This window comes from Erythrobacter sp. JB1-7 (assembly GCF_057365015.1).
On the sequence record NZ_CP200291.1, the window covers coordinates 1,783,995 to 1,810,319 of the forward strand.

A 26,325-nucleotide genomic window follows, 5' to 3' on the forward strand; every position below is an offset into this window, starting at 1 on the left:
TCCGTGTCTCTGTCAGCATTGCTCCACTAGGCCCGAAAAAGGTCCGCTCGCACCTTTCAAAGAGGTCCGAATTTTTCCTCTGCCGCTGCTCGAACCCATTTGCCAATACGCCCACTCTCCACCCGCTAATTCGCCAAGGACAGGGTCGCTTGCTGGCAGGCGGAGGTTAAATGCAACGCCGTCCCCGTAACTCTCTCCCGCTACCGTGTAAGAGCGAACGGGATGGCCCTCGACTTCAATCTTAAGGCTTTCCGTCATGCCAATTTGCGGCTCGCGGTCATAGAGCATCACAAATGCCGATACGCCTGAACCTTCGCATAATGCGGAAAAGATGGTGTCGTCTGTCTCGGGAACGCCCAAAGACGCATATGCGCCGCCATCAGCAGAAGCGCCGCCCATCCATTCATAGCGGGCAGGAATCTGTTCAAACCCATTTGCGCTCCATTTATATGACAATGGAAAATCAATCGGATCAGTCTCCGAAGGGCTGTCATCATCAGGATTGTCGACGTCTTCTTTGGTCAGGAGGGCATTGGTGAATTCTCCTGGAGTGATGGTGAAGCTGGTATCACCATGGCAATGATTTGCAGCCAATTGCCCCTTCTCGGCGTCCTTGAACGTCACGATGAAAGTGTTTTCGCACGATATGCCCGTATCGTCTGACGCGATGAGCACTTTCGCGGTTTTGCCCTTGCTGTCGATCAGGGCTGTGGCCGGCTCCCCATTAAGGAGGATAGCAGTCGCCTCCCCATCGAAAGCGAGCGTTACGATCGCATCTGTATCCCGCCGTTTTTTGCCGTCCCACTCAGCGACTGAAGTCGAGGAAGACTTGGCTTCATCATCAGGTGCATCTGGTTCGCTCGTGGCGCTGTCTTCCGGTGCTTGTGACACCTCGCCGCACGCTGCGATGGCCAACCCGAGCGACAAAGGTACCGTCCAACCCGCGCACAATCGAAATGTTGAAATTTGCACCATAAATTCCTTGTCTGAAGAGCCCGAGCCTCGATCCTAGAATGCCATCGGTTCACCAGCTTGCTGATAGGCATTTTGAACGACAGGTCCGCGATTTACGATAGTGCCGCCTGCGGCATTGGGCTGACCATTTGCGGCGGCCGCCGCTGCGCGTTGAGCTTGCTGTTGGTTGAACTGGCGAACAAGGGTTTGCGATGCCGACTGGGCAAATCCGCCTGCGCCTTGAACCGACACGGCTGCGCTGTCGACACGGGCAACAGGCCCTGGTCCGTACATCTGCCGAGGAGCGGGCGCTCGGTCATACGAAGACATGGGCCTGACGAATTGGGCCGGGCGATTGGCAAATCGCGGCTGCCCTGCGCGCGCAGGGCGGTTTGGCAAACCTTGGGCCGTGCGCGCAGCATTCAAAGCCTGTTTCTGGAACCCTTCAAGCTGCGTCACTCTGGATCGTTGTGCTTGCAAAGCAGAAAGAGCATTCAGATGCTGCTGACGTATCGGCAAATAGGCATTCGTTGCAGATTGCCATGCTTGCTGATTGCGGGGAGTGGGGTTGGTTTGATACGCCAGACGAGCAGTATCCCAGCGCCCCTTTGCCTCCAACCTCAATGCACGATTGCGTGCTTCTGATCGGGTTACTGCCACCAAATCGCGGCGTGCAGTCTTCAGCGTAGCCTTGCCGCGTTTATGTGCAGCCTTAGCAGTGGCCACCATCTGCTTGCGCGATGTGTGCGTTTTGTCCTTCTTGCTTGAAGCGCGAACGCTAGTAGGCTGTGAAATGGTCACGGGCCGTTTGCCTCTGGCACCGCCTTTCTGGGCTTCAGCGGGCTGCGGGATCATAAGCGCGAAACCAGCAAGTGCAGCGGCAATAAATTGTGCAGTGATTTTCATGATCTGTCCTCTTCGCAACTATGCCTTAGAAAAAACGCATTTCATTATGGGCGAGCAGCATCAAAGTCGCTGTCGTCGAATTCTATTGGCTCAGCTGTTGTGTTGATGTCATCTTCATCGCCAACCAACACGAACCCTGAGCTTTCGGCGTTACCAAAAGTCGATGCTCCCACCAGTGCATCAATGTCGGGGTGTGCATTTGGCCCCTGCGTTTGAATTGGACGCCAGCTGTAAAAATTGAGCACATCCTGATCGAGCGGTTCGTCCCAGATACGCACTTGCCCAATCAACCCGATAAACGGCGAGAATTCTCCGATTGAGCCGATACTGAAAGTGCTTGCAGGAACATCTGCAAAGCCATAACCCAACGTCGTTAGGAATTGACCGTCGATGTAAATGTCGATGCTATCGCCAACTGTGACGATGGCAACGTAATGCGGTTTGCCATCACTGAAATCGAATGGGACGCCTTCAAAATACTCGCCTGCAAAAACGCCCAATCCCTGACGATTACCGGCAATATGGATCGCAAAGCGCGCGCCTTTAGGTCCGGAATAAGCGATCACAGCGGGATCATAATCAAGCTCGCCATTCCATTTCGCCGCCACCCAAAACTCAATGGTACCTGCTCCATTGATCGAAAGAGCGGATGCTGGTGGCATAATCAGCGATCCCTGCCCTGAAAAAGTCGCCATAACGGGGGCGAAAGGTTCCTGGGAAGGCTGCGCGGCAGCTTGGCAGGCTAACAATAGCGCCATGCCAGCGAAAAATTTGGATATAAATTGCATCGTTTCGTGCCCCTATTGTAGCCGTTCAATTGTGTAATCGACCACAATTGTCGGGCTGTTGCCGCCGCCAATCCGCCATATGCCGTTTAGTCTTTCGCCTTTTGGGATACTCGACACGCTGCGGAATGTGTTGTCCCATGGCTTGATTTCGCTTGAAGCCTTGAGTTGAATTCTCTGACGATCGCGCTCGGCTATTTCGCCCCCTTTGCGGTTTGGTTTGAAGATACCAACAATACCTTCTGCTACATCTTGTGCAATTGACTGCCGAAAGCGATCCTCGGAGTTAAATTCAGGTTTTGTGTAGTCGTAGAGCTTTATCGGAGCGACGCCAAAACTGACATTCACCGGGCTTTGCAATGATTTGACAACAACCATCTGTTTATTGCTCAGCGCAAACGGATAAGCGTTCTGGCCGCAATTGACTGTCTCGGTTGGGGCGGATTCATCCGTCACCGGTTTCGATATCAATTTGATTTCACGATTAGCGCCCAGGGAATCGTTGAACCTTGCAACTATCTCACCATTCAATTTGACAGATCTGCGCGGACGACTGCCCGAAGACAGGCAGCGCAGCTGAGAGAACGTGATACGGTAGGCCTCAGGGCCCTTGGGCCGCAATGTCGAGAGACGCGGCTTGCTGCGTTCCCGCGCTGATATGCGATTTTGCAGGGCTTGGCGCACTTGCAGCAATTGCCGGATCGTGTTGCCGGAGCCTTTGGTGTCAAACAATGCGGGATTGATAAGCTCCGATATTGGGCGCAGGTCATAGAGGATCGGCGCGACCGAGTCCTCATTGACCGTGTAACCCTGCTCGCTCATTGAGCCACTGCCGCCGACTGCGCGGAAAGTCTTGTTGCTCGTGCTAAACCCGCCGCCTGAAGAATTGCTAGAACCTCTTGAATTACCAATGCTGCCACTGCCAAGCTGCTGGCCAGTTTTGCTGGTGGCTGTGGCACTCAGCCCGCTTGAATACTTGCGTGAGAGACTCTCGGCCGATTCCAGCGTCGAGGTTGTCTCCTCTGCAAATCCCAGACCGCCATATGTCACAGCAGCTGGGTAATGCGTGCCATATTTGTTGAGGAACGCGTCGTAATTCCCGCTGCCCCTCATCAAATCCTCGACATCGTTCTTGAAGAAGTAATTGATGTCCATATTCGGCAAATCCATCACCAGCGTATAGCGCGGGATCCGTGCAAGGGTGATGTCGATTGATGTGCCCGAACGCTGGTTTGCAGAGCGAGCTTTTTCGCGAGCAAAATTGTACCCAATCCCCGCAACGCTTTGCCCCATGGACATCGCCATTTGTTGCTGGGTTTCTGCCTCACTTGTCACCGAAATACGGTTGTTTTCAGCCAGTGAAGTGTTGGTTAGGATTGCGCGAAGCCCATACAGGACGTTCTTCGATACCTGGGGATCGAACGTGTAATACTGCATCTCGTGCCGCTCAAACAACTGCGCTTTTCGTCCGCTGTTAGGGTCCAGCAGATTCATCGCGTAAGGATCATATCCCACCAGACTGGGCTGGAAAACTCGCGTGAGATTGGCAAACTGATCTGAAATCGGGGGGCGATTTTGCAGCACCTGGGGGTCTTTGCGATCGCGGCTCAGCAGCAATCCATCACTGGTCGTTGCCCTGCGATACTGGCCGGACATATGGCTGAACGCACCGGGGAAACTCGCATTCATAAGATCTTGGCGTGCAATAGGGCCTGGCCGTATTGAAAAACGCGCACCCGAACCTGAATAGTTGTTCTCTCCCCCTTGCGCATGGAGAATTGGCCATTGCCCATCACTGGGCCGCGGTCCGCTTGACGCCGGGTTATGTTCACATTTTCGAGCACCAGTGAAGTCGCAGATGTGCCGGTTACCCGGATCATGCGCGGCGGGATGTAGCGACTTTCCCAAGCTGCGCGCTGCGGTGAATTGAGCGGCGGTTCAGGTTGTGCGCGGCGATAACTTTCGCCGACTGCAACCCAAACTCCGTCAAATTTGGTGGTAGGATCGTTGATCTGATCGCCCGGCCCGCCGGGATTGAACGGCGGATCAAAACCAGGGCCTCCTGGCGCTTGAGTGCCCGGACGCCGGGCGGGGAATGAGCCATTGCCCTGTTGAGAAAACGGATCGGACGATTGCTGCGAACTTTGAGCCCAATCGGGTGGTCCAGAAGGCGCATTGGTGCCTTGTCCAAAAGGATTGCCTTGTGGCTGCTGCGGGGGGCGTTGTCTGAAGATCGCGAAAATGGATTGCCTTGCGGGGAAGGCGGCGGAGCCGATGCCTGTTGCTGTTTGCCCGTTTGCGCAGCAAGCCAAGGCGCATTGGGGTCAAATGCAGGCTGACGCTGATTTTGAGCTGAGCTTGCGCCTTGCGAATTAGCGCCACCGGAAAAAGGGTTAGAGCCGCTGCTTGGCGGCGGGCTTCCCTGCCCGCTCCCTAGCCCGCTCCCTGGCCCAGTGGATTGAGAAGGGCCGACGGCAAAAGTGGGCCGTTGGGGCGCACCGGAATTGGTTGCCACCGCAGCGCCGGGGCGAAAGCCTTGATTGGGGTCAAAACGCTTTGCCCATTGAGCCTTCATCCATTGCGGCTGATCGGCTGCGATCCGCGGCAAGGCGACGCGCGGCATATCACCGCGCGGTGCGACCGAAGTGATCTTGGCGAATTCTGTCAGAACATTTGTTTGCGGATCAGTCTCCGACACCGCGTTACGAAGCGTATCGATAGTCGCATAAACGTCGTTTTGGCTGTCTCTAAACTCTGCAACCCACTCATCACGAGTGACCTCGACATATGTTCTGACCAAGGTGCCATCACTATCGTAGCGAGCCCATTCGCGTTCACCAATCATCTGGTAATAGCCGCCAGGAAAATCGGCCCGCGCCACGTTTTTGCCGTAAACTCCAGTGTCGTTGACCACCTGACCTTGCGCGAAAGCCGGCGTTTGTGGCCCCCCGCCCAAAACTGCCGCCGTGCCAAGCGCGAGTGCCACTTTGAATGCTGAAATCGGTTTGCTGACAGTTTTCATATTACCCCCTCATACCCATAGCTCGCCATCACTGTTCGTCCCGTCACCGTTCGTCCCGTCACCGTTCGTCTAAATCGTATTTTTAGCAAATAACACAGGTACTTACTGCTCATAGCATGGTCGCTGGGACTTCACGGTAGGGTTGGTCTCGCAATAGATTGACCACCGCGCCGACAGATCATCGTCATAGACCGCGCTTGCGGTCAGCACTTCCCCCTTAACGTGCAAATGCGCTTCATTATAGCGACTTACGAGACGGACATTGCCATCTGTGCTTGGCTCAATACTCCACATGGAATCAGTGGTTAAACGGCCTGGATCGGCAAGTTTGGGCCCTTCCCTACCTGCGTGAACAAGGTATAGGCCGTTTTGAACATTCTTGAGGCGGAAATATCTCTCTGGGTTTTTGCCGATTTTTACACGCTCAAATTCCCAGATATTCCCATGCTGAGCAGCGGCCCCAAGGCGTGGCTGCATCTCTACATTGCGCAGTTCACCGCGCGCCATGACATTGGAAGGCGGAGGCGAGCTTGATTGCGGGCCGTCTGTCACAGAACGCATTGGCGCTTGGCCGGCAGGGGACGACGAAACAACATCGCTGCCACGGCTCGTAGGTTGGCTTTCGGTCACGAACGTTGTGGGAAGGTTGTCAGATACACTTTGCCCGCTGCTCACGAACCTTCCGGACGGCCGAACGGGGGTTTGCTGGGTTTGCTGCGCGGGCCGCGGTGCTCGCGGCGGCGCTGGAGGACGCGCAACAATCGCGCTGTTCGCTTTTGAAACAACCGGATTGTTAGCCCAAGCGGGGTGACTCGATGGATTAGCCGGATCAACAACGATGATGCCCAAAGCAAAAATCTGCTCCCCATCAGTCCGTGCGACAAATCCGCCAAACACAAGGCCTGGATCGACTTCGATAACTTGGATGCTGTCATACTTGCGGGAAAAAATCCCGTTGGTGGAATTCTTCCCTCGCAATTGGACGCCTGCCAGCGGACCATTGCGCCGGGTCCAAAGCGTCATTTTGTTGATGCTTGCCTTGGTGCCAAAATTGACAAAAGAGCGAAACCTCTTGCCCTTTTTCTTCCCTATCAGAGGAGTCCACACTGGCTTTGCCCCAGGCGATCTCTGATACATAAGTTCGATCCCGTAGATGACGCGATCGTCTGAGGAATGGTCAGCGTAAATCACCATTTCGCGGATGAAAGACCCAGCAGGAACCGTAACCGTTCGGTAATCGCCGAGTTCGGCGCCCACAGGCTTAGCGAGATTTATCATGGTCGGGGACAGTGATTGCGCCATCAATGGCGATGACGCCACCAACATAGCCATAGCAAGCAGCTTGCCCCACCACCTCAAATTACCGCGCTGATGCCGCAAGGCAATGTCATCAAGGCTTTTTATCATAGTGCCCCCCTGACCTATAAAATAGAAGTCCCGTAATCAGTGCAAGCATATTTCGTACTTACGTCGTTATCGAACTGGCAGTTCTGCGGCTACTCCAGCCGCACTCGGACGACTGCGAACGCCCCTGCAATGCATGCGCGGTTTGCGGCGCAGCTGATATGCCCATGGCCACCGCGGTGGTCGCTGTGGCTGTCGAAAATACGTTACGCATTTAAACTCCTACGGTACCGACCGAAAAACTCTTTCGATTAATTGGCGCAGGGGCACCTGTAACACCATACCGCGATCGCGGTATGGTCATCGGTGATCAGTAGGGTATGCAGGGCGAGATTGAGCGTCTTACAAGGTACCGCCACATGATCCGGGTTGCCATTATTGAAGATGATCCCGCCATGGCCGATCTGCTGTCCCATGCGGTCAAGGAGACTGCGGATATGATCCTGACCGGCACAGCGGAAAACTGCGTAGCTGGATCGGGCATGATCGAAGCGGGCGGTTATGACGTGTTGCTGTGTGATTTGGGCCTGCCCGATGGCAACGGTGTGGATCTGATCCGGGAAGAGGTTTTAACCGGCCGCGATACCGACATCTTGGTGATTACAATCTTCGCCAACCAATCCAAGGTTTTGGACGCGGTGCGAGCTGGCGCGCGCGGATATCTGCTGAAGGACGAACGGATTGAAGATTGCATCGCGGCGGTCCGAAATATCCGCAAGGGCGGCTCCCCCATCAGCCCGGTGATCGCGCGGCAATTGCTTGGGGAGATTAAGCCTGACCCGGCAAAGGCGGCGGTGCCGATGGCTTCGCCTTTGTCAGAGCGCGAATTTGAGGTGCTAAACCTGCTCGCGCGGGGATTTTCCAATGCGGAATGCGCGGATATTTTAAGCGTATCGGGCCATACCGTTGGAACACACGTCAAAAACATCTATCGCAAGTTGGAAGTCAACAGCCGAGCGGAGGCCTTGTTTGAAGCTTCATCACAGGGGCTGCTCGAACGCGACTAGAATGGGGATGTCTGCATGGGCGATGCGGATCGCCTTACTCTGCCTTGTGCTGCTCGCATCGCCGGGCGCCCTGCTGGCACAGAGCACCGACCCCTTCAAAGTCATCGAGACGCCGACCGGCCCGGTCATCGAATTTACCGAAGGGGAGTATATCCTCAAAGATGGGATCCAGTTTCCCAAAGAAGGCTGGGAACGCCGCGAAAATCCGGCGATATACCGCATAAACGAGGCCAGATGGCGGATCGGTGACGAACACAGCCTGAGCGGACGATTTCGGTTTGACCGCAGCGCGATTGGAGCAGCCCCCATCGCGCTTTACACGATCAGTACGCGCAACAACTTTACCGTGCTTGTGAACGGCGAAGAGGTTTACCGCAACTTTGCACAAACCTCAGATCAAATGAACACTTGGTACCGGCCCATCTTAATTCCGATCCCAACCGAAATCCTGAAATCCGGGCAGAACGAGATCATCTTTCAGGTGTTTTCCCAGGAATCATTGGGAATTGGCCGAGTGCTGCTTGGGCCGCAAATCACATTGCAGGAGTTTCACGATTCGCGTTACCTGTGGCAAATCTCAGGCCCGCGCACCGTGAATTTCGCCATGCTATTGATGGGAACGCTGGTCTTTCTGTTTTGGCTAGGGCGCAGGCAAGAGATTGAACTGCTTTGGCTATCAATCTCCACGGTCCTGTGGTTCCTCAGAAATTACCAGTTCTACGCTGCGCAAGCGCCATTCGAACTCAGCCCGTTCGGTCTGACAGTGTTCACGACATTGCCGGTTTATGCGTCCTATTTTGCCAGCGCAGCAACTGCGGCATTCTATCTTTGCTTTACCAAAACAGCGCATCGGAAAACCTGGATATGGGGCATGTTCGCCGTTGGCGCCGCATTAATACTGATACATGCAATGCTCGGCACTTCAGACCTGACGCTGTATGGGCCTTCTGCAATCATCGTGTTTGGGATATCGACCCTCGGGTTCATAAATTTGAATCGCCATCGCAATATTGAACACGGCGTGCTCGGTTTTATGATGATGGCTACGCCGATTTCGACCCTGTATGATCTCTACATTGCGATCGCTCACCAAGGCGACGGCAGCGCGACCTACGTCACGATTTTCGGCGGGCTGCTGTATACCGCCGCCTTCGTCATCTCCTTCGGCAAAAGGGCGCTTGATGCCTTTGTTGATCTGGGCAAATCCAACGTGCGGCTGGCCCAAAGTATAGCAGAGACGCGCGCAGAATTGGCAGCAAGTGAAGCGGCCCGGCAAGAGTTGCTGGTTGAGCAAGCCCTGGCCGGAGAGCGGGGCCGCTTAATGCAGGAAATGCACGATGGGATCGGGTCCAATCTCATCACTGCCTTGGCCGTGGCGCGGCGACAGGACCAGCCAGAAACGACCATCAAAACTCTCAGTCGCGCGCTCAATGATCTGAAGATAACGGTCGACTCATTGGAGCCGATTGAAGGCGATTTGATCGCACTCATTGGCAATCTTCGCCACCGCATGGCGGGCGATTTGCGTGATGCTGGGATTGCCTGCAAATGGGAAGTAGAAGAGTGTAAGAAGCTCCCGTGGCTCGATGCGAGCAATGCGCTGCATTTGCTGCGGATCATGCAAGAAGCGATTGGCAACGTGTTGGTTCACTCACAAGCCACCGAACTCACAATTGGGTGCAAGGAAAAGACCCATAAGGGCATCGAGGGGATCACCTCCTATGTGATCGACAATGGCTGCGGTTTTGACGCGGACATATCCCATCACGGCAAGGGGCTAAGCAATATGCAATCAAGGGCACAGTCTTTACACGGCAGCCTCACATATCATTCCCGGCCCGGTAGAGGTTGCGCGATCAACCTCTGGCTGCCCTACACAAGATAATTCTGACAAGGCTTTGCTTTGAGGCCCCGCAGTTGACGCCTTAAACAGCGCCGCCAGCACCAGATCGCGGCAAGAACAGCACTTCGGAAAACGTCAGCTTTCACTCCCAGGTTTGGTCATTTGGCTGCTGCGATGAGTCGACCGCAACCGGACATGGGAATCAAGTTTGGCCGGGATCAGCTAGCCACAAACATTCCTCCACCCACCTCAAACCTTCATCTTCCACGTCTGCGCAATTCGACCTATGCTTCAGCCAGAGGAGCTATCTAATGACCACACCAATCGATCCGGTAGAAATAGATCTTGCTGAGCAGTTCGCGAGCATTCGTCGACAAATGGCGCAAATCGGTCAGGATCAGTGGGAGGTCACGCGGTTTGTATCGGAGCTCGATCCATGGAAGACAGTGGTCAGCGGCATGGTGTTTGGCGCGAGCCTAGTCGCGGCGACAATAGTGTTCACCAAGCTTTTCCTGTAGGTTTATGCAAAGGGATCATAAGTGGGCGGCGCGGGAGCGCGCCGCCCATTTTTTATGGTACAAGCGCTCAGATGGGGGGCTAGGCGGGTTGATTGTGGTGTGGCCTAGCGGCCATCGGAATACGTCCGGAAGAGCCGTTTAGGGATCATCCAGGAAGCCGATGAGCGCGATAAATAGCTAGGGCCAAAGTGCCTGTAAAAAGTAAGCACACCCTACGCGGCAGAGCCGCACATCATGGGAAAAAGTGCAGTAAAATCAGCGCAAGAAGCATCTAGTGCGCTTCGGAGTATGGTAGCTGGTGATGGCTATTTGTGCCCCGTAAATTACCGGAATAGCGCGACTTTTGGCACCAGTTTGAGTATATCCGATGGCCATATGGTCCCCATAGCACGCAAACGAGGTCGCAGGGCCTTTCTTGACGGCAATTTTGCCCGCCGCAAACTGCCGCACAAGACTAATGAATACTGCATCTGGGACACCGAGTTAGCTGGCTTCGGACTGCGCGTGCGGCCTAGCGGCAACTACTTCTGGTTTGTGCGCCTGAGGCATCGCGGCAAACATCGTCGGATCACGCTTGGCAAGACAACCGATCTCGATGCTGTACTTGCGCGATCGCAGGCGAGGCGACTGCTTGCGGAAGCGGCACTCGATGGCCTTCCTAAGCGGGTCGTCGTTAAATCGACGCCGACCATGAGCGATTTTGTCGCAACCCATTTTGACGATCTTGCCCGAACCTGGAAGCCATCGACCGCAAAGCGCAATGCGGATGCATGGAAGAATGAGTTGGTCGCCCATTTCGGCGATATTCTGGTGGCTGATGTGAGCAAGGCAGATGTGGTTCGCTGGCGAGATGCCTGTGCTGGCGAGCGGGAAGCACGTTTCAATCGCGCGGTGCCAGTCCTGGCAGCACTGCTCAAATATGCCGAGGCTCTCAAGATGCGTCGCAAGGGCTCCAACCCCTGTCGAGGTATGCCCCGCTATAAGCGACAGGCTATGGAGCGCTATCTTACGCCTGTGGAGTATGCCCGCGTCGGGAGGGAGCTTTGCGCGCAGCAGGCAGAATTCCCGCAACAGGTCGCTGTCGTTCGACTATTGCTCTATACCGGTGCCCGGCGCAGTGAGATCGAGAAGCTGCAATGGAGCTGGGTCAAGCCGCCACGCCTGATGCTACCGGACAGCAAAACCGGTCCCAAGACGATATGGCTGAACAGTCAGGCGCTGGCGATCCTTGAAGGCATTGAGAAGTGCGACGGTTCACCATTCGTCTTTCATGGCTTCCGACCTGGGCAGCCTATCAACATCCACGGATGGTGGACCAAGTTCCGAAGCCGATGTGCGCTTCCCGACGTTCGCTTGCATGACCTTCGCCACAGCTTCGCATCAACAGCGATCATGGACGATGTGGCGCTCGCAACGATCGGCAAGCTCCTTGGTCATGTACTTCCGGAAACAACCGAAAAGTACGCGCATCTGGCCGATGAGATTGTGGCCGAAGCGGCGCAGCGTGTGTCCGGCTCCCTCGCCTCTGCGATTGGTCTGCGAACATGACGGCGCTCTCGCTCAAGCAAGTCGTCGAAGAAGCCCTCGCCAAGGTCGGAGCAGAAACAAGCTTCGTCCGCATCCCCAGGGGCAAGCCGCGCACGACGACCTGGCTGTCGATCGAGCACGGTTTTGGCATCCGTCACTATGCAACCGGCAGGAATGTCTACATCGTCCAGACGCGGATGGGAGGGAAGCTGCGGACGATAACGTTGGGTCCTGCCTCGGTGCTGACTCGGTACCAGGCTACTCAGGTAGCGCGGATGGTGCTGGCCCATGCGCGAATGGGCGAGGACCCGGCGAGTGAGAGAAAGCGGATACGCTCCGCTCCGCGCTACACCGACTTTCTGGATGAGTTCTGGGAGAAATGGGCGCCGCGGTGGTCTGCTAAGACGTGGGACATCAATGGCGGTTATCGCAGGCTATATCTGCAGGATGCCTTTCCAGGTCTGTGTATTGATGAGCTAAATGAAGAGCATGTCACCAAATGGTTTGCTGAGGTCAACAGGCAGACCGGCCCCGGCGCTGCCAATATGGCGTTCGGCCTTATGCGGCTGTTGCTCAACAAAGCCGAAGACTGGGGCTACCGGCTCGAAAACACCAATCCCTGCCGTGTCGTCAGACCCAACCGCAACCGTCCGTGCGAGCGTTTTCTGACACACGAAGAACTCAGGCGACTTGGCAAGGTTCTCGCCAAAGAGCGGGAGAGCGACAACGCCATGCGTTCGCTCGCTGCAAAAGCGGCCACCCTATTCATCCTAACCGGATGCAGGCGAGGCGAGATCATGGGGCTTCACTGGAAGGACATACGTGGCAACCGGATCAAGCTGCGCCATGGCAAGAGCGGTCCCCGCATGGTTTGGCTTGGGGATGACGCGCGGACGATTATCGATACGATCCCGCGTTATGACAAGATACCCTGGGTGTTCTGGAATACGCCCTACCGGCGCCCCATGACGACGATAGATACATACTGGCGGCAGTTCCGCGAAGAGGCCGGACTTTCCGGCCTTCGGGTTCACGACCTACGGCACACCTTCGCCAGCCATGCGGCGATGAACAGGGAGACTCTCCCGATGATCGGGCGGCTTCTCGGCCATGCCAATGCTGGATCAACTGCGCGCTACGCACATTTCGACGATGATCATTTGCTGGAAGCGGCAGAGCAGATCGGGGCGGCACTCGCGAGGCTATTAAGCGACTAGTACGGTCTCGAAAGTAGATGGCCTGCTTCGCTAAGCCATGCGGGTTCTGCCGAGTAGCTCACAGGTGCAACCGCGCCATTGCACAACAAAGTTGCTGGCCTCTAACCGCCACAGGAGGATAGCGGCGGAATAGCTCAGATTCCTAACATCCGATTTCGACGCGATACGGCATGCAATGACGAGGAGCCGAGTGACCGTTCGGGCATTAGCTATTTGGATCGGGAGAGGGCGCGGGAGGCAGAATATCCTCGCGCAGTTTTTCGCAGTCTCCGCCCCTGTTAAGATTACCGGCGACTAAACACCCATCCTCGCCCTGCTGTTCGCGGGCAATCGTTTCGTCGAGTGTTTCTACCGACCGCGGATGGAAAACTGTATCGGGATAATCTTTAGGCTTGATATTGAACGTACTACAAGCGCTCAACCCAAAGCCGATAGCGCAAATGACTCCAACTCTTGTGGCATTGGCCAGTTTTTCGAACATCGGTTCAACTTACCTCCAGTAGCTTACGGCTCTAAGCCATGCGTCCAATAGAGAATATTGTTCGTTTCTGGGTTTATGCTGACATCCCAGAAGTCGATCAAATTGTGGTCTCCACCCACAACCATATGCAGAGCACCCTCACAATCATTCGCCGACATCATGCCGGCAAATCGTCTGGTTCGGTCTATTGGTGTGATCCGGTCTTCAGTGCCGTGGATAAGCCTGAAAAAGGTGTCGCCGCAACGCGCGACCTCCTGCTCGGTGAGGCTATCCGATGTCCTAAAAAATCTGCTAAACGAACTACATCGTCGTCGTTTTCAAAGAAATATGCCGCAGAGATGGCTATCACTTCATCTACTAGATTTGGTTCGGCAAGGGCGGTTTTCAAAGCAAGCCAAGCGCCAGCGCTACCCCCCGCAGAACCACCTTACCATCTTCCACCAGAATCTCGTTTCTTGCGGCCTTCACAACATCGATAAGTGCAGAAACAGTTTCTGCTCGATCAGGCGAACGGGCGGATGCCGCTGATTGCCAGCCCAGATTACCATCACCAGGCAAAATCGGATAAAATACTGCAACACTCTTCAGTCGTTCCGATTGTAGAAAATCGTTGGGAGTTCCTAGCGATGTTCGCAGCAGTCCGCTCGCGCCGTAAACGTCGATGATGAGTGTCGTAATTCGGCCTTCGGATTGTCGAAGAAGAATACCTTGAATCGTGTTCCCATCGGATACATCGAAGTCGCGCGTTTCCTCGACCCATCCTGCGGGAAATGTTGCTCCAGGTATTGAGAGGTCTTCAATTATTGTCACTTCTAAATCAGAGCATGCGGTTCCGCCCAACCTCTCGGAAGCGCTCTGCTCGAATCTCACATAATCAAAAACCTCTTTCTCTCCAGGTCGGCGAACACGAACGACAAAACCGTCCCCTAGGCCGCCACCTAAGACTTTTACTTCAGCGAGGATTGGGTAGGAGCGCAGCAATTTAGTGGTCTGCATAGCCGAGCCGCCGCCGTTTCTGTTGCTGCACAGCGTTTCGAGGTTCAAAGCCTCGCCGGTTGCCGAAAGGCCAACAACGTGCCCGGCCCGGTCAATCTTGAAGTTCTCTGTAGATGGCAGAGATTGCGCGGGAAGCTGGAACTCAAAAGTATCAAACGGGCCTTCGAGCCTGTCGGTTGCGGCACGTGAATAGGTGCGGCGCCAGATAACGGCTCGATCCAGTCCGTCCGGATACTTTTGAAACAGGTCATTGGCTCCGAAGACGTTCTTGGCGCTAGAACTTCTTCCAGAGCTAATGCCTCCTACGACTTGCACCACAGTTGAGTTATCAGGAAATCTAACTGTGTCCGCGTTTATCGCGAAGACAGGCTGAAGCGAGCCGTCAATTGGAAGCAACTCGAAATTTTCGCCAGCGCGGACCACGCCCGTCAGCGTGACTTTTTGTGTTCGTGCGTCGACACTAAATATGCGTCGAGCCTCGCCCGGTTCGGTGCGGGAAATGTAAACCTGATTTGACGATGCGACTGCGACAACATGATCCAATTCAACGGATGTCACGGTCAATTGCTCATTTGTGGTATCCAGCAAGCCTAGAACTTTGCGGCCATTCTTGCGGAGAGCCAGGACGCAAATGCCCTTCCCATCTGCACTGCATATCAGCCTGCCATCGAAACTTGATGCGTCTGGGCTTACTACAGTGACCCAGTCGGAACCAACCGAAGATCGAGGATCAAGGATCAGCAAACGCAAACGGTCATAATAAACTACTTTCCCACCAGCGGGTATAATGATTCCGGGGGCTTTGGCCGCAAAGACCGGTTCCTCTGCGTGAGCGGGCCTAGGCATCAAGCTCGCGCAGAAAATTGCTGCAGAGAAAATAAGCGCTCGCATCATCACAGCATGAACCTCGAAAAATATCGTCGGGGCAACCGCCCCGACGATATTGATGACTTTGTGAACAGTCTCAGAATTTGATGGTCACGGTGATATTCGCTGACCCATTCGTGCTTCCACTAACGCTAACAGTTGTGTTGCCCGATGTCGTGGACAAGCTACCGCTCACGTCACCGGTATCGGTGTCGACACCAACTGATCCTTGTACATCCCCAAGGTCGAAATCAATATCGAGGATTTCACCGCCAGAGACGGCGTCAATCTCTGCATCCGAGAGAGTGGCGAGACCTTTGTTTCCGAGAATGTTAGTATGCAGCATAAATCACTCCAGCTATTATTGCACGCACCTTGAGATGCATAATCGAGGTGGCGCGAGAAAAACCTCGATTAATTGTTTAACGCCAGTATTGAACTGGACTATACAGCGTTTATCAGTATTGAAAAGCAGTAATCGACAATCCAATCGGGGGGCCTGTGTTCCGTAGTGAGGCGATCAATCGTCATCGTGACAGACTTACTGGCGATGTGGCTGTAGCGATTCCAGTATCGTGGAGCGCTATCACATATTTTATCTTTGGTAGCATTCTCGCTGCTTTTCTGTTTATCTCCCTCGCTAATTACTCCCGTGTCGAAACTGCTCTCGGCACAGTCACACCTGATAAGGGCGTCTCCTCTATCCTCCCCACCCGCACTGGAACTGTTGTCGAACTCGCCGTGACGGATGGACAGCGCGTTGAAGCGGGCGACCTTTTGGCGCAAATCCGCACCGAGGAAGATAGCGGCCAAGGCATCTCCTCGGCTGAGCAAATCGAGCAAGCTATTGCGCGTCAAGATGCAAGCCTCGCCTCTCAGATTGATGCTGCAAATGCAGCCGCGTCAGCGCAGCAAAGCCAACTCGCGGCACAGCAAGCAGGTCTGCGCTCGGAGATTGGTCAGATCCAGTCGCAAATCACTATCCAGCAAAACCTCATCGAGACGGCACAAGCCGACTTCGATCGTGCGCTTGAAGTGGCCGAACGTGGCTTTGTCAGTCAGCGCGATTTGCAGATACGCGAGGAGACCTTGCTTGCTCGTCAGCAGGGGCTTTCGCAGCTCAATCAAGGCCTGTCAGCCAAACGCGCAGCTCTTACGGAATCCGAGCGCTCGTCGGCGCAGATTGCTGCCCAAGCCCGTGCTGCAGCCGCAAACCTTGCTGCCGCCCGTGCGCAAGTGGGGCAGCAAGCGGCAAGCACAGCAGGTTCGCGTTCCTATGCAATACGTGCGCCGATTGCTGGCACAGTGACAGCACTCACAGCCCGCGTTGGACAACCCGCCAACTCACAAGCTCCGCTTATGATCATCGTTCCCGCAGGAGTTGAGCTACAAGCTGAACTGGCCGTCCCCAGCTCGGCCATTGGTTTCGTGGAGCAGGGGCAAGAGGTCAGCCTTGCAATTGATGCCTTCCCTTATCAGCGTTTTGGAACGGTCAAAGGTGAAGTGCTGACCGTCGCAGAAAGCGCGCTCAGCCAGCAAGGCGCAGATGGCGCAGTCGTGGCTGTCTATCCCGTGCGCGTGAAGCTCGATGCCGATGCTGTCACCGCCTTCGGTCGCAGCGAACCCTTGGTGTCGGGTATGACGCTCTCAGCGCGTATCGTGACCGAAAAGCAATCTCTTCTCGAATGGCTGTTCGAGCCTCTCTATGCCGTAAGACGGCGGTAGGGAAATATCATGCTGGATTTGGGGTTCTTCACCCGCTCACGGGTACGGCTTGTGCGCCAGACCGAGATTGCCGAATGCGGTCTCGCATCTTTGGCAATGGTCGCCAATTATCACGGTCTCGATATCGACCTTGGCACGCTGCGCCGCCGCTTTGCTCCCTCACTGCGCGGTGCGCCCCTACGTTCCCTCATCGGCCTTGCCGACAAGATTGGGCTAACGCCCCGTGCGGTTAAACTTCCGCTTGAGGAGCTGAAGAACCTTCACACACCCTGCATCCTGCACTGGAATATGAACCACTATGTGGTGCTTGAGCGGGTCAAAGGTGACAAAGCACTCATCCATAATCCCGATGGTCGCTCGACAAATATGCCATTGGAGGAAGTGTCCAAGCACTTCACAGGCGTTGCGCTCGAACTTAGGCCAAGCGACGATTTCGATGAAGGCAAACACCGTGAGCGTTTGAAGCTCTCGCAGCTTTGGCGGCGTATGACAGGGCTGAAACGGGCGATAGCCCAAGTCCTCGTGCTGACGCTCGTTCTGCAAGCCTATGTGCTGGCTTCGCCCTATTACATGCAGGTAGCTATCGACAATGCGCTGCCAGCCTTGGATTTGGACTTGCTGGCCGTGCTGGCCATCGGGTTTGGCCTATTCACCCTCATCAATGCAGGAGCATCGTTACTGCGCTCCTTCGTGCTGCTGGTGGCGGGGACAACGCTCGGCTTTACCCTCGCCTCCAACGTGGCTCGCCGTCTGTTCCGCCTGCCTGTTGATTGGTTCGAGAAGCGGCACACAGGTGATATCCTGTCGCGCTTCCAGTCCATCGGTCCGATACAGACCATGCTCACTCAAGGCGCGGTAGCAGCGATTGTCGATGGACTGATGGCCATTCTGACGCTCGCGCTCATGTTCTGGTACAGTCCGCTCCTTGCTACGATCGCGATAGTCGCTTTCGTGCTTTACGGCATCGTTCGCGCCGTCTCGTTCTCGTTCGAGCGCGAAGCGCAGGAAGCTTCCATCATTATGCGCGGAAAGGAACAATCCACGCTCATCGAAACGCTGCGCGGCATGACCACGCTACGCCTGTTTGGGCGCGAGACGCTGCGCCATGCGCTTTGGCAAACCAAGCTGACCGATAGCATCAATGCCAATGTGCGTATGGCGCGTGTTGGCATCTGGCAGACCACTGCGAATACGCTCATTTTTGGGTTGGAAAACATTCTTACCATTTATGTTGCGATCAGCTTCGTCATCGAAGGCAGCGGGTTCAGTGTCGGTATGGTGTTCGCCTACATGGCCTACAAAAGCCAGTTCATCGGCAAGGCGGCGGCTCTCATCGACAATGCCATAGCGTTCAAGATGCTTGGCCTACATCTCGAACGCCTGTCCGATATTGCAATGTCGGACGAGGATAAGAGCTTTGACGACAGCCTCGACCGCGAGACCGAGTTGAAAGGCCGCATTGAGCTGCGCGATGTGTTCTATCGCTATGCGCCGAGCGACCCCCTTGTGTTGGAAGGCGTGAACCTGATCGTCGAGCAAGGCGAGTTCGTAGCCATCACAGGGCCATCGGGAGGCGGTAAGTCTACCCTCGTGAAGCTGCTGCTTGGCCTAGTTGAACCTGAGAGTGGCGAGGTGCTGGTCGATGGCCTCCCGCTCCATCGGTTCGGCTATAAGAGCTTTCACAGCCAGATTGCAGCCGTGTTGCAAGAGGATAGTCTGTTCGCAGGGACGCTCGCCGACAATATCGCCCTGTTCGACGAGAGCGTCGATATAGAGCGGGTTGTGGGGGCGGCGGTGGCTGCCTCGATCCACAACGATATCGCACAAATGCCGATGCAATTTGAAACCCTTGTTGGCGATATGGGGTCGACCCTATCAGGCGGGCAAAAGCAACGCGTCCTGCTTGCCCGTGCGCTCTATCGCCAACCCAAAATCCTCGTGATGGATGAAGGCACCGCACATCTCGACACTGATCATGAGCGGGCGGTCAATGAGGCCATATCGGCTATGGGCATTACTCGCATCATCATCGCGCACCGCAAAGAAACCATCGAAGCAGCCGAGCGCGTGTTGGCAATGATTGGTGGGAAGTTGCACGACGCCGAAATAAGCTCACCTGGCCGTTAACTATATCAAGATTCTGTGAGTGAGCGCCCACCAATTTCTTGGGACTTTGTTACGCGGCATGTGCGATCAATGGGCACCCTTCGGACGCCAGCGCCAACTTGTTGTTGCTCCAAGATCCAGCGCGATGGCACGGGCGAATGACGCAACCGACCGCGCGGACGCATCCAATGTAACGACGCGGTGGCAACTATGAATCGCTCGTCAAAACAAACGACATGAAGCAGGCGCGTGACGTTCAATTTAGCTCGTATGCGCTCGATGGCTATTTGGTCCCTATTTCGGAACATTGCCAAAACAATGGTCGCGTTTGGATCGTAGTCTCACGGCCGCATGGCCACGCAGTTCCACCAGAAAACCCCGGAAATCTGCCATTTAAAGCGGTGCCTAGAAATGGTCTGGATCGATATCTGCAGTCCCTCTTGACAAAGCACACCCTATACGGCAGTCCCGTGGACTAAGTTGCTGAAATAAAACGATGTACACGATCGTTAACGGTATACCATCGTTTACTTGGGCTGTGCACCATGGTGCACAGCCTGACTTGTGCATGTATTCAGTGTACTAGCGGGCATTGAGCGCTTGCACATATGTGCACGCGGTGTTTTTAGAAATTCTAGAAATTGGCCCCGCGAAACTGGAACTTGTCAACCCAATGCTCGCCCTATATTTATGGCGATGCGATAACTCAGCCACGAAACTCCAATAGGAGATTTCATGTGGTTATAAATAGACTCATCAGCACCGGCGTTAGATTGCCGTTGACCGTCCTTGAGCAAGTTGATGACTTTGCAGCAAGCCGAGGTATCAGCCGCACAGAGGCGTTGCGCATATCTGCGATGCTTGGCCTGCCTCTGCTCAAAGCGGGCGTCTCACCAGACATCCGACGCCTCATCCTTCTGCTCGAGAATCTGAATTTGGGAATGACCCTACCGCTTGAGAAAGAACACTCCCACCTGCTCGATAGGATGGCCGAGCTGGCCGAAGAGAATGTAGAGCGATTCCACGAATGAAGCCGCCCGCGAAACGAAACCCGCTTCAATTGAAAGAGGGCCATCGATAGCGTCTACCCGCCCGGAAGGCGTTCGTAATGTGTGGTTGGTGATCGCTCACGATCACAAGGAAAAACAGCTCAAAAACTAGATTAGAACCGAAAAAGGCCGTTTGCCGTTGAGCTCAAAAGGTCTTGGGCGCCTTTCTGTACACAAGCTTGGCAATAAAACTGATCTGATTACCCGTTCCGAGGGCGAGCCGGAGGTTGTGGTCCGGATCGACTGGAATACGATGATGGATCACGAGTTTCTGGATGATGCGGAAGTGGTCATCGAAGAGCGCGAGCCGAAGGTCTTCGACAATGATGCGACGGGTACGGCAATCAGGATATCTGAATTGCGGGACGAGCACTGGACGCGAGGAGAGATCCGTCGCCTGTACCGTCAGATAACGTCCATATCATCACCATTTGGGAACCCGATTATCCCCTTAACGCATGTATGATTGGTGCGCGATATAATGGGTATGACGAAAAGCCCATCTGCCTCCCCTGAATTTTCAGTTCGTGAATTCTTCCAGCGCTTCAATTCAGAGCAAGCCTGTCTCGATCACATTATGGATGTGCGTTTCGGCGGCACTCGCTTTGACTGTGAGTGTCCGTCGTCAGATAAATTGAGACTCGCTTGGGTTTTGGCTTAGCGAGTGTATGGTCTCATCTGGTTGATGTGTTTTAGGCGGCTAGCTTTCGGTGAAGCAAGCGCCGATGTTTTAACGTCTGTCGTTTGATCCTTTCTCTTCGTTGGATGATGGTTGCGGCCCTGCCGAAGTAGGCGTCGGCAGGTGTGACGTCTTCGGCCTTCATGGTCGTGCATAGCCTCCAGGCGATGATGTAGCGCGAGTAATCATCCAGCACGGTCGATAGATACATCCAACCCCATCCGATGATCTTGAAGTAGGTAAAGTCTGTCTGCCACATCTCGTTCGGACGTGTTGTCTGGGTGTGGAACTGATCAGCAGCCTTGATCACGGTATAGGCAGGGCTGGTGATCAGATCGTGCGCCTTAAGCAGCCGGTAAACCGTGGCTTCAGACACGAAGTAGCGCTTCTCGTCGGTGAAGCGCACCGCCAGCTCTCTGGGCGATAGCTCGCTGTACTCCAACGCCATATCGACGATCTGCTGCTGGATGGTCTCAGGGACACGGTTCCATGCGCGCTGTGGTCCGGGCTTTTGATCCTCCAACGCCGCTTCACCGAAGCGCTGATAGAGGTCGTACCAACGATAGAAGGTAGGACGGGCAACGCCCAGCATGTCCAGTGTCTTCTTCACTGGTAGATGGGATCGCTCGACCAGCCTGATGATCTCCAGCTTCTCAGAGGCGGGGTATCTCATTCTTCGTCTCCCCCATCCCCGATTGTGCTTTTTTTGAGCAGACGCAACTCCAGCGCCTGCTCAGCCACAACCTCCTTCAGATCACGCGCTTCCCGGCGCAGGTCCTTCACCTCGTCAGTGGTCGCCGCACGCGAAGTATCGCCAGCAAGCCTGCGCTTGCCTGCCTCCATGAACTCCTTCGACCAGGTGTAATACAGGCTCTGGGCTATGCCCTCCTTGCGACACAGCTCGGCAATACTGTCATCGCCGCGCAGGCCCTCAAGCACGATCCGTATCTTCTCTTCCGCTGAAAACTGACGCCGCGTTTTGCGCCTGATATCCTTCACCACCCGCTCAGCAGGTGCTTTGGAATTTGCTCGTTTTGATCTCATCTTCGTTCCTTACAGTCACTACGATGAGACCAAAACACTCCTCTATCCAATCACCTCAATCTGTCTCACAAACGCTGACGGGGAACAGGCGTCACATATTGCGACAGGCTTCGGTTTGATATTATCTGACCACCGAACAGACTGCGCTGCCATTTCAAGAGATCCGTCGTCGTAGAGTAGAGCGCTCCAGCTCCAGTTGGAATGCCCATATAGACATAATCAGCGTTCACTATTCCATTTGGTGAAGGCGAGTATCCCGACGCCCGGTGCGGCACAATCGTGGAGGAAACATCTATCGCAGTGTCGGTTATGCCAGCTGGTTCAAGCAAGTTTGCCTCAATAAACTCAGCATAGGTTACACCGCTGACTTTCTCGACAATTCGAGACAGCAGGACATAGTTTGAGTTTGAGTAAGCCCATGCGCTCCCTGACGCAAACTCCAATGGCAGATCGGAAGCGATTCAAAGCAAGATTAGGGCGCTCCGGATCAGTTAAGCGCAGCAGGCAGAATGAACTCTCCCATCAGGCGATCTCGCCACCTGGCGCGGGTGCGTCCATCGCTGTAATTGCCTGCGTTCATCTGCACGACGAGCTCGAGCTCTGGCACGACAAATGTCATTTGCCCTCCATTGCCGCTCGCATAGTAGGTATCAATGGTCTGTCCATCGACCTCATACGCCTGTCGCCACCAGGCAAAGCCGTAATCGTCTTCTGAGTTCAAAGAGGAATGCGGTGCAGCGGATGCCCTGACCCAGTCTTCCGAGACAAGACGCCTGCCATTCCACACACCGCCATCAAGATAGAGCTGTCCCAGCTTCATAAAGTCACGCGGGCGAAGGCGAATGCCGCCCCCCATATATCCCTCATAGGTCGGCGAAAGGTTCATGTAGTAGTGGCCAAAATCAAGCGGCTCGGCAAAGCTCTCATGAAAGTAGCGCGGCAGGCTCATACCGGATTTTGCTTTCAAAGCGCCGCCGATCAGATTGATGCCTGCGGTACAGTATGCATCGTTGGCTCCGGGCTCAGCTACCATCGGCAAATCGAGCGTATAGCGATACCAGTCAGGTTGGTCAGACTGGTTTTGCATGGTGTCTTCATTGCCGGGCGTATCATAATCATCGTCGTTGCAATCGAACCCCGGCGACATGGTTACTAGATGACGCAAGGTCATTTGTTCTTTGCGCGGATCAGGGTTTGCAAAGGCCTCTAAACCGCCGAAGAAGGAATACACCGGTTCATCAAGGCTTGAGACTAGCCCTTGCTCTAGTGCAACGCCCAACAATGCCGACGCTAAGGATTTTCCAGCCGAACGAGAGTCATGCGGGGTGTCTCTATCGAAGCCATGAAAATACTCTTCCATCACCAGCTTGCCGCGATGGGCAATCAGAAGTCCATGGATATAGGGTTGTCGCAGCCCTGTCGGTTCGAATGTGGCAAGCTCGCCAATCATATTGAGCAGCAATTCGCCATTAAGCCCGCTCTCATCCGGCGACGCTGTGCGCCAACCGTCATCAGTCTCCGCAGGCCGCAACAAAGCGGATGGGACTTCAGTAGAACGTCTCGGGTAAAACCCGGCAGCATCCTGCCGCGATCGGCGTGTGAAATCGAACAGGTCGCCTCCTCGCCGAAGACGGAGGCTGAATTGCTGTCCTGGGACAAGACTGTTTCCAGTGAACCGCACATCTCCGTCCGCGTTCTTGAACTGAATCTCATCACCATCGACCGTTGCGGATACGATGCGAAAGAAGACACCAATATTACGCTCAGGATTGCGCAGGAAGGTGCGATACTGCTGTGGGTCTGGATCCGTGTCGCTGCCCTCTCGAATCAGCGGAATATTTAGCGAGAGGGTTTGCGGAAATGGTCTGATTGTTCCCGAAAACGCGTCACGGCCTGCGGGCAACATACGCAATGGGGAGGCAAATGGATTACCTTGTATCGCGCCAGGAGATTGAAACCAGTGCCCGGTGAGAGGCCCGCCAGCCGCCGATTGGCGGCCGACAAAGTAACCCTGGCCCAGAACAGAAAACGCCCAGCGCCGCGTGCCGTCTTCGTCAGTGCTCTGCTCCACCGGGACGCTCTCACCCTGAATCCGCGCAGTCCAATGATCTCCTGAGCGCTGCAAGGTCACGGGCCCCTTCAGATCGGGACCATAGCTTCTCTCGGCTACCCAAATGCCTTCCCAATTGACTGATGCTTCTGTCGGTGTTTCTGTTTGAGCTGCCAAATTGCTTGGCACCAACCAACCCGCTGCAATCAAACAAGTGGAATACAGCCCAACGCCAAAAATCCTCATCTTACATCCTACTCCAAAACCTTGGGCCACAATGTGTATCTGGCTCTTATGCGAACGCAGTGCCATGATAGGCCGCGACAAAATCGTGCTCCGCCTTGCAGCGCACGTCACGTGAAGTTTTCTGAAGAATCTTGAAAGCCAGGGTTCCACTAGGTGTTTTGAAGATGAATGCGATTTTTGAGATTAGTGACCTGATCGTTGATTGTGAAAAGCGCATTGTCACCAAAGAAGGTGTGCCGCTTAAACTTCCCGATCTTAGCTTTGATCTTTTTTCGGCCCTGCTTGTGTCCGCACCAGCACCCCTCAGCGCAGAGGAAATGTCCGCGAGGGTATGGGGTGCGTCTCATGTGAACGGCGAAACAATAGCTCAGCGCATTGCTCTTCTTAGAAAGGTAATCGGTGATGATCCTAAGGCCCCTCGTTATATCAGGACAGTTCGAGGATCGGGTTATGCGATTGTGGGGTCTGTCATTCGGCGGACTGCAAGGGAAGACCAACCGCAATCAAATCGAATGATGCGGTCTTTGGTGCCTGCATTTGCTGTTTTGGCATGCATATTGGTGGTCGTATCGAGCCTCGCGATCGCAGGATCGGCTGACCGGATGAACACTGCAGCTGAGGCTCGGGCTAGCGGACAGCCCTATACCAATGGAAGCCGCGCCAGCCTGTTGGTTGATCGGGCCAACGCGCAACTTAGTCTGCATCAACCGAAGGAAACCGAACGCGCGATTGAAATGCTGAGAACAGCATTGGTCCAAGAACCAAACCAGTTTGATGCGCGTCTGACACTGAGCTTTGCGTTGACTACATATGCAACAAAGTTTCGCGGCGATTATGAAGAGAAACGAGAGGCTGAGCAGCTAGCTCGCGCATTGATTGACGAACAACCATTCAGCAGTGACGCTTGGTCAGCGCTCGGTTATGTTCTGGGCTCCCAGGCGCGGCCAGATGAAGCGCTTGCTGCCTATCGCCGGGCGTTTGAAATCGACCCCGAAAACGCATCTGCTATATCAAGCGCGGCCCACCTACTTCTCCTGAGAGGCGACTTGCAGCAGGCCCTGCTGCTTGAGGCGCAAGCACGTGAAATTGGAGGCCGTTCGCGTTACGCAGAAATCCAGATCGCGCAAATTCTGGAACTTTTAGATGACCCTTCTGCCGTGTGGTGGAGGCAGCAAGCTCTCACCCTGAATCCAGGGCAGGTCGTGGTCACATTGGCGATCGCGTCAGGTCACCTTCGAGACGGACGGTCGAATGAAGCCTTGGAGGCCATCCGGCGATATGATGGCGAAGCTAAATCATCACCGCAGCTCTTGGCACTGAAAGGGCGCATACTCATCGCATTGGGCCGCGAGGAGGAGGCTGAAGATATCCTTACTGGTGCAGGATGGCGCGGGCATTACCTTCTCGCCGCAATGGCAGCGTCCGATGGAGATTCGAGCGTTGCGGAGAGGCTCTTTCCGCAAGACAAGCGCGATGCAATTATTGGTGGAACAGAAGCCTTGGCGCTCATTCAATTGGCCGAAGTGGATGCGGCTTTGGGCAATTCCAGCGAAAGTGCCAGTCTGATTTCGCAAGCAGTCAGCCTTGGCTGGCGAGACAGGAATTGGCTCAAAAATTCTCCTTATCTGGAGATTGTTATGGCTTCCGACGCCGGCCAGAGAATTGATGCTCGGATCGCCAGGGAACTTGCAGCCCAAAGCGAGCTGATTGCTACCACAAATGAGCTGCAGGCTTTATTGGCTTTACCCAATCAGGAAATCTAAGCGCAACCATTCGGCAGAGTATTGTCAGGCTAACAAGGCGTTCTGATTTGAGGTGTTGCCGGCTAGGCATGAGTCGCAAGTAGAGAGCTATGCCGCCATGCCCTTTCAGGCTCTTCTATTCATCGCCGGTGATCAT

At 54.8% G+C, this 26,325-nt stretch carries 21 protein-coding genes and 1 pseudogene; 10 read left to right on the top strand and 12 right to left on the bottom strand.

Annotated elements, in window-relative coordinates; all coding sequences use genetic code 11:
- Nucleotides 1–12 precede the first annotated feature (12 nt).
- The 6 genes from AC0V6W_RS08720 to AC0V6W_RS08745 all read right to left on the bottom strand — a co-directional run bounded on the left by AC0V6W_RS08720 (nt 13) and on the right by AC0V6W_RS08745 (nt 6,969).
- Complete coding sequence (locus AC0V6W_RS08720; protein WP_486149124.1) at nt 13–891, bottom strand: hypothetical protein; 879 nt, start codon at nt 889–891, stop codon at nt 13–15.
- Between the two features lie 117 nt (nt 892–1,008).
- A complete protein-coding gene (locus tag AC0V6W_RS08725; RefSeq protein WP_486149126.1) occupies nt 1,009–1,860 on the bottom strand; it encodes a hypothetical protein in 852 nt (283 codons plus the stop codon).
- A gap of 44 nt (nt 1,861–1,904) precedes the next feature.
- On the bottom strand, nt 1,905–2,555 hold the full coding sequence (locus tag AC0V6W_RS08730) for a LamG-like jellyroll fold domain-containing protein (protein WP_486149128.1): 651 nt from the start codon (nt 2,553–2,555) through the stop codon (nt 1,905–1,907).
- Nucleotides 2,556–2,660: 105 nt separating this feature from the next.
- Nucleotides 2,661–4,334: an MAC/perforin domain-containing protein gene (locus AC0V6W_RS08735; RefSeq protein WP_486149130.1), complete on the bottom strand. Its 1,674-nt coding sequence runs from the start codon at nt 4,332–4,334 to the stop codon at nt 2,661–2,663.
- A gap of 187 nt (nt 4,335–4,521) precedes the next feature.
- The gene (locus AC0V6W_RS08740) at nt 4,522–5,667 is read right to left on the bottom strand and encodes a hypothetical protein (protein WP_486149132.1); all 1,146 of its coding nucleotides are present in this window, start codon (nt 5,665–5,667) and stop codon (nt 4,522–4,524) included.
- Between the two features lie 102 nt (nt 5,668–5,769).
- Nucleotides 5,770–6,969 carry an RICIN domain-containing protein gene (locus tag AC0V6W_RS08745; protein WP_486149134.1) on the bottom strand — a complete coding sequence of 400 codons (1,200 nt, stop codon included), beginning with the start codon at nt 6,967–6,969 and terminating at the stop codon, nt 5,770–5,772.
- A gap of 461 nt (nt 6,970–7,430) precedes the next feature.
- On the opposite strand from AC0V6W_RS08745, the gene AC0V6W_RS08750 reads away from it, so the two are divergent.
- The 5 genes from AC0V6W_RS08750 (at nt 7,431) to AC0V6W_RS08770 (ending at nt 13,183) form a co-directional block, all read left to right on the top strand.
- Nucleotides 7,431–8,078: a LuxR C-terminal-related transcriptional regulator gene (locus AC0V6W_RS08750; RefSeq protein WP_486149136.1), complete on the top strand. Its 648-nt coding sequence runs from the start codon at nt 7,431–7,433 to the stop codon at nt 8,076–8,078.
- A 1-nt stretch (nt 8,079) separates the two neighbouring features.
- Complete coding sequence (locus tag AC0V6W_RS08755) at nt 8,080–9,963, top strand: sensor histidine kinase (protein ID WP_486149138.1); 1,884 nt, start codon at nt 8,080–8,082, stop codon at nt 9,961–9,963.
- A gap of 269 nt (nt 9,964–10,232) precedes the next feature.
- Nucleotides 10,233–10,439 carry a hypothetical protein gene (locus tag AC0V6W_RS08760; protein WP_486149140.1) on the top strand — a complete coding sequence of 69 codons (207 nt, stop codon included), beginning with the start codon at nt 10,233–10,235 and terminating at the stop codon, nt 10,437–10,439.
- A 354-nt stretch (nt 10,440–10,793) separates the two neighbouring features.
- Nucleotides 10,794–11,987 carry a tyrosine-type recombinase/integrase gene (locus AC0V6W_RS08765; RefSeq protein WP_486149142.1) on the top strand — a complete coding sequence of 398 codons (1,194 nt, stop codon included), beginning with the start codon at nt 10,794–10,796 and terminating at the stop codon, nt 11,985–11,987.
- Nucleotides 11,984–13,183, top strand: a complete 1,200-nt coding sequence (locus AC0V6W_RS08770; protein WP_486149144.1) for a tyrosine-type recombinase/integrase — start codon at nt 11,984–11,986, stop codon at nt 13,181–13,183. The genes AC0V6W_RS08765 and AC0V6W_RS08770 overlap by 4 nt, the downstream gene beginning before the upstream one ends.
- A gap of 205 nt (nt 13,184–13,388) precedes the next feature.
- Here the strand turns inward: AC0V6W_RS08770 and AC0V6W_RS08775 are convergent, their stop codons facing one another.
- The 3 genes from AC0V6W_RS08775 to AC0V6W_RS08785 all read right to left on the bottom strand — a co-directional run bounded on the left by AC0V6W_RS08775 (nt 13,389) and on the right by AC0V6W_RS08785 (nt 15,873).
- Nucleotides 13,389–13,664: a hypothetical protein gene (locus AC0V6W_RS08775; RefSeq protein WP_486149146.1), complete on the bottom strand. Its 276-nt coding sequence runs from the start codon at nt 13,662–13,664 to the stop codon at nt 13,389–13,391.
- Between the two features lie 384 nt (nt 13,665–14,048).
- Nucleotides 14,049–15,554: a hypothetical protein gene (locus tag AC0V6W_RS08780; RefSeq protein WP_486149148.1), complete on the bottom strand. Its 1,506-nt coding sequence runs from the start codon at nt 15,552–15,554 to the stop codon at nt 14,049–14,051.
- Between the two features lie 70 nt (nt 15,555–15,624).
- Nucleotides 15,625–15,873 (bottom strand): hypothetical protein, encoded by a 249-nt coding sequence (locus AC0V6W_RS08785; RefSeq protein WP_486149150.1) that lies wholly within the window; start codon nt 15,871–15,873, stop codon nt 15,625–15,627.
- A 155-nt stretch (nt 15,874–16,028) separates the two neighbouring features.
- Here AC0V6W_RS08785 and AC0V6W_RS08790 point away from each other — a divergent pair, with 155 nt between their 5' ends.
- From AC0V6W_RS08790 to AC0V6W_RS08805, 4 genes are all read left to right on the top strand, one after another.
- Nucleotides 16,029–17,252 carry an HlyD family secretion protein gene (locus tag AC0V6W_RS08790; protein ID WP_486149152.1) on the top strand — a complete coding sequence of 408 codons (1,224 nt, stop codon included), beginning with the start codon at nt 16,029–16,031 and terminating at the stop codon, nt 17,250–17,252.
- A 9-nt stretch (nt 17,253–17,261) separates the two neighbouring features.
- The gene (locus AC0V6W_RS08795) at nt 17,262–19,379 is read left to right on the top strand and encodes a peptidase domain-containing ABC transporter (RefSeq protein WP_486149154.1); all 2,118 of its coding nucleotides are present in this window, start codon (nt 17,262–17,264) and stop codon (nt 19,377–19,379) included.
- A 758-nt stretch (nt 19,380–20,137) separates the two neighbouring features.
- A complete protein-coding gene (locus AC0V6W_RS08800; RefSeq protein WP_486149156.1) occupies nt 20,138–20,389 on the top strand; it encodes a hypothetical protein in 252 nt (83 codons plus the stop codon).
- 157 nt (nt 20,390–20,546) lie between these two features.
- Nucleotides 20,547–20,873: a hypothetical protein gene (locus AC0V6W_RS08805; protein ID WP_486149158.1), complete on the top strand. Its 327-nt coding sequence runs from the start codon at nt 20,547–20,549 to the stop codon at nt 20,871–20,873.
- A gap of 337 nt (nt 20,874–21,210) precedes the next feature.
- Here AC0V6W_RS08805 and AC0V6W_RS08810 read toward each other — a convergent pair.
- The 3 genes and pseudogenes from AC0V6W_RS08810 to AC0V6W_RS08820 form a co-directional block, all read right to left on the bottom strand.
- Nucleotides 21,211–22,130, bottom strand: a pseudogene (locus AC0V6W_RS08810) (transposase); the annotation flags it as partial.
- 65 nt (nt 22,131–22,195) lie between these two features.
- Nucleotides 22,196–22,573, bottom strand: a complete 378-nt coding sequence (locus AC0V6W_RS08815) for a serine hydrolase domain-containing protein (RefSeq protein ID WP_486149160.1) — start codon at nt 22,571–22,573, stop codon at nt 22,196–22,198.
- Nucleotides 22,574–22,617: 44 nt separating this feature from the next.
- Nucleotides 22,618–24,426: a serine hydrolase domain-containing protein gene (locus tag AC0V6W_RS08820; RefSeq protein ID WP_486149162.1), complete on the bottom strand. Its 1,809-nt coding sequence runs from the start codon at nt 24,424–24,426 to the stop codon at nt 22,618–22,620.
- Between the two features lie 164 nt (nt 24,427–24,590).
- Here AC0V6W_RS08820 and AC0V6W_RS08825 point away from each other — a divergent pair, with 164 nt between their 5' ends.
- Nucleotides 24,591–26,189: a winged helix-turn-helix domain-containing protein gene (locus tag AC0V6W_RS08825; protein WP_486149164.1), complete on the top strand. Its 1,599-nt coding sequence runs from the start codon at nt 24,591–24,593 to the stop codon at nt 26,187–26,189.
- The last annotated feature ends 136 nt before the right edge of the window (nt 26,190–26,325 follow it).

Excerpts from the sequence above, each read along its gene's own strand:
- AC0V6W_RS08725 (WP_486149126.1), bottom strand. The coding sequence starts at position 1,860 with ATGAAAATCACTGCACAATTTATTGCCGCTGCACTTGCTGGTTTCGCG.
- AC0V6W_RS08730 (WP_486149128.1), bottom strand. The coding sequence starts at position 2,555 with ATGGCGACTTTTTCAGGGCAGGGATCGCTGATTATGCCACCAGCATCC.
- AC0V6W_RS08735 (WP_486149130.1), bottom strand. The coding sequence starts at position 4,334 with ATGAATGCGAGTTTCCCCGGTGCGTTCAGCCATATGTCCGGCCAGTAT.
- AC0V6W_RS08740 (WP_486149132.1), bottom strand. The coding sequence starts at position 5,667 with ATGAAAACTGTCAGCAAACCGATTTCAGCATTCAAAGTGGCACTCGCG.
- AC0V6W_RS08745 (WP_486149134.1), bottom strand. The coding sequence starts at position 6,969 with ATGGCGCAATCACTGTCCCCGACCATGATAAATCTCGCTAAGCCTGTG.
- AC0V6W_RS08750 (WP_486149136.1), top strand. The coding sequence starts at position 7,431 with ATGATCCGGGTTGCCATTATTGAAGATGATCCCGCCATGGCCGATCTG.
- AC0V6W_RS08755 (WP_486149138.1), top strand. The coding sequence starts at position 8,080 with ATGGGGATGTCTGCATGGGCGATGCGGATCGCCTTACTCTGCCTTGTG.
- AC0V6W_RS08760 (WP_486149140.1), top strand. The coding sequence starts at position 10,233 with ATGACCACACCAATCGATCCGGTAGAAATAGATCTTGCTGAGCAGTTC.
- AC0V6W_RS08770 (WP_486149144.1), top strand. The coding sequence starts at position 11,984 with ATGACGGCGCTCTCGCTCAAGCAAGTCGTCGAAGAAGCCCTCGCCAAG.
- AC0V6W_RS08775 (WP_486149146.1), bottom strand. The coding sequence starts at position 13,664 with ATGTTCGAAAAACTGGCCAATGCCACAAGAGTTGGAGTCATTTGCGCT.
- AC0V6W_RS08780 (WP_486149148.1), bottom strand. The coding sequence starts at position 15,554 with ATGATGCGAGCGCTTATTTTCTCTGCAGCAATTTTCTGCGCGAGCTTG.
- AC0V6W_RS08785 (WP_486149150.1), bottom strand. The coding sequence starts at position 15,873 with ATGCTGCATACTAACATTCTCGGAAACAAAGGTCTCGCCACTCTCTCG.
- AC0V6W_RS08795 (WP_486149154.1), top strand. The coding sequence starts at position 17,262 with ATGCTGGATTTGGGGTTCTTCACCCGCTCACGGGTACGGCTTGTGCGC.
- AC0V6W_RS08820 (WP_486149162.1), bottom strand. The coding sequence starts at position 24,426 with ATGAGGATTTTTGGCGTTGGGCTGTATTCCACTTGTTTGATTGCAGCG.
- AC0V6W_RS08825 (WP_486149164.1), top strand. The coding sequence starts at position 24,591 with ATGAATGCGATTTTTGAGATTAGTGACCTGATCGTTGATTGTGAAAAG.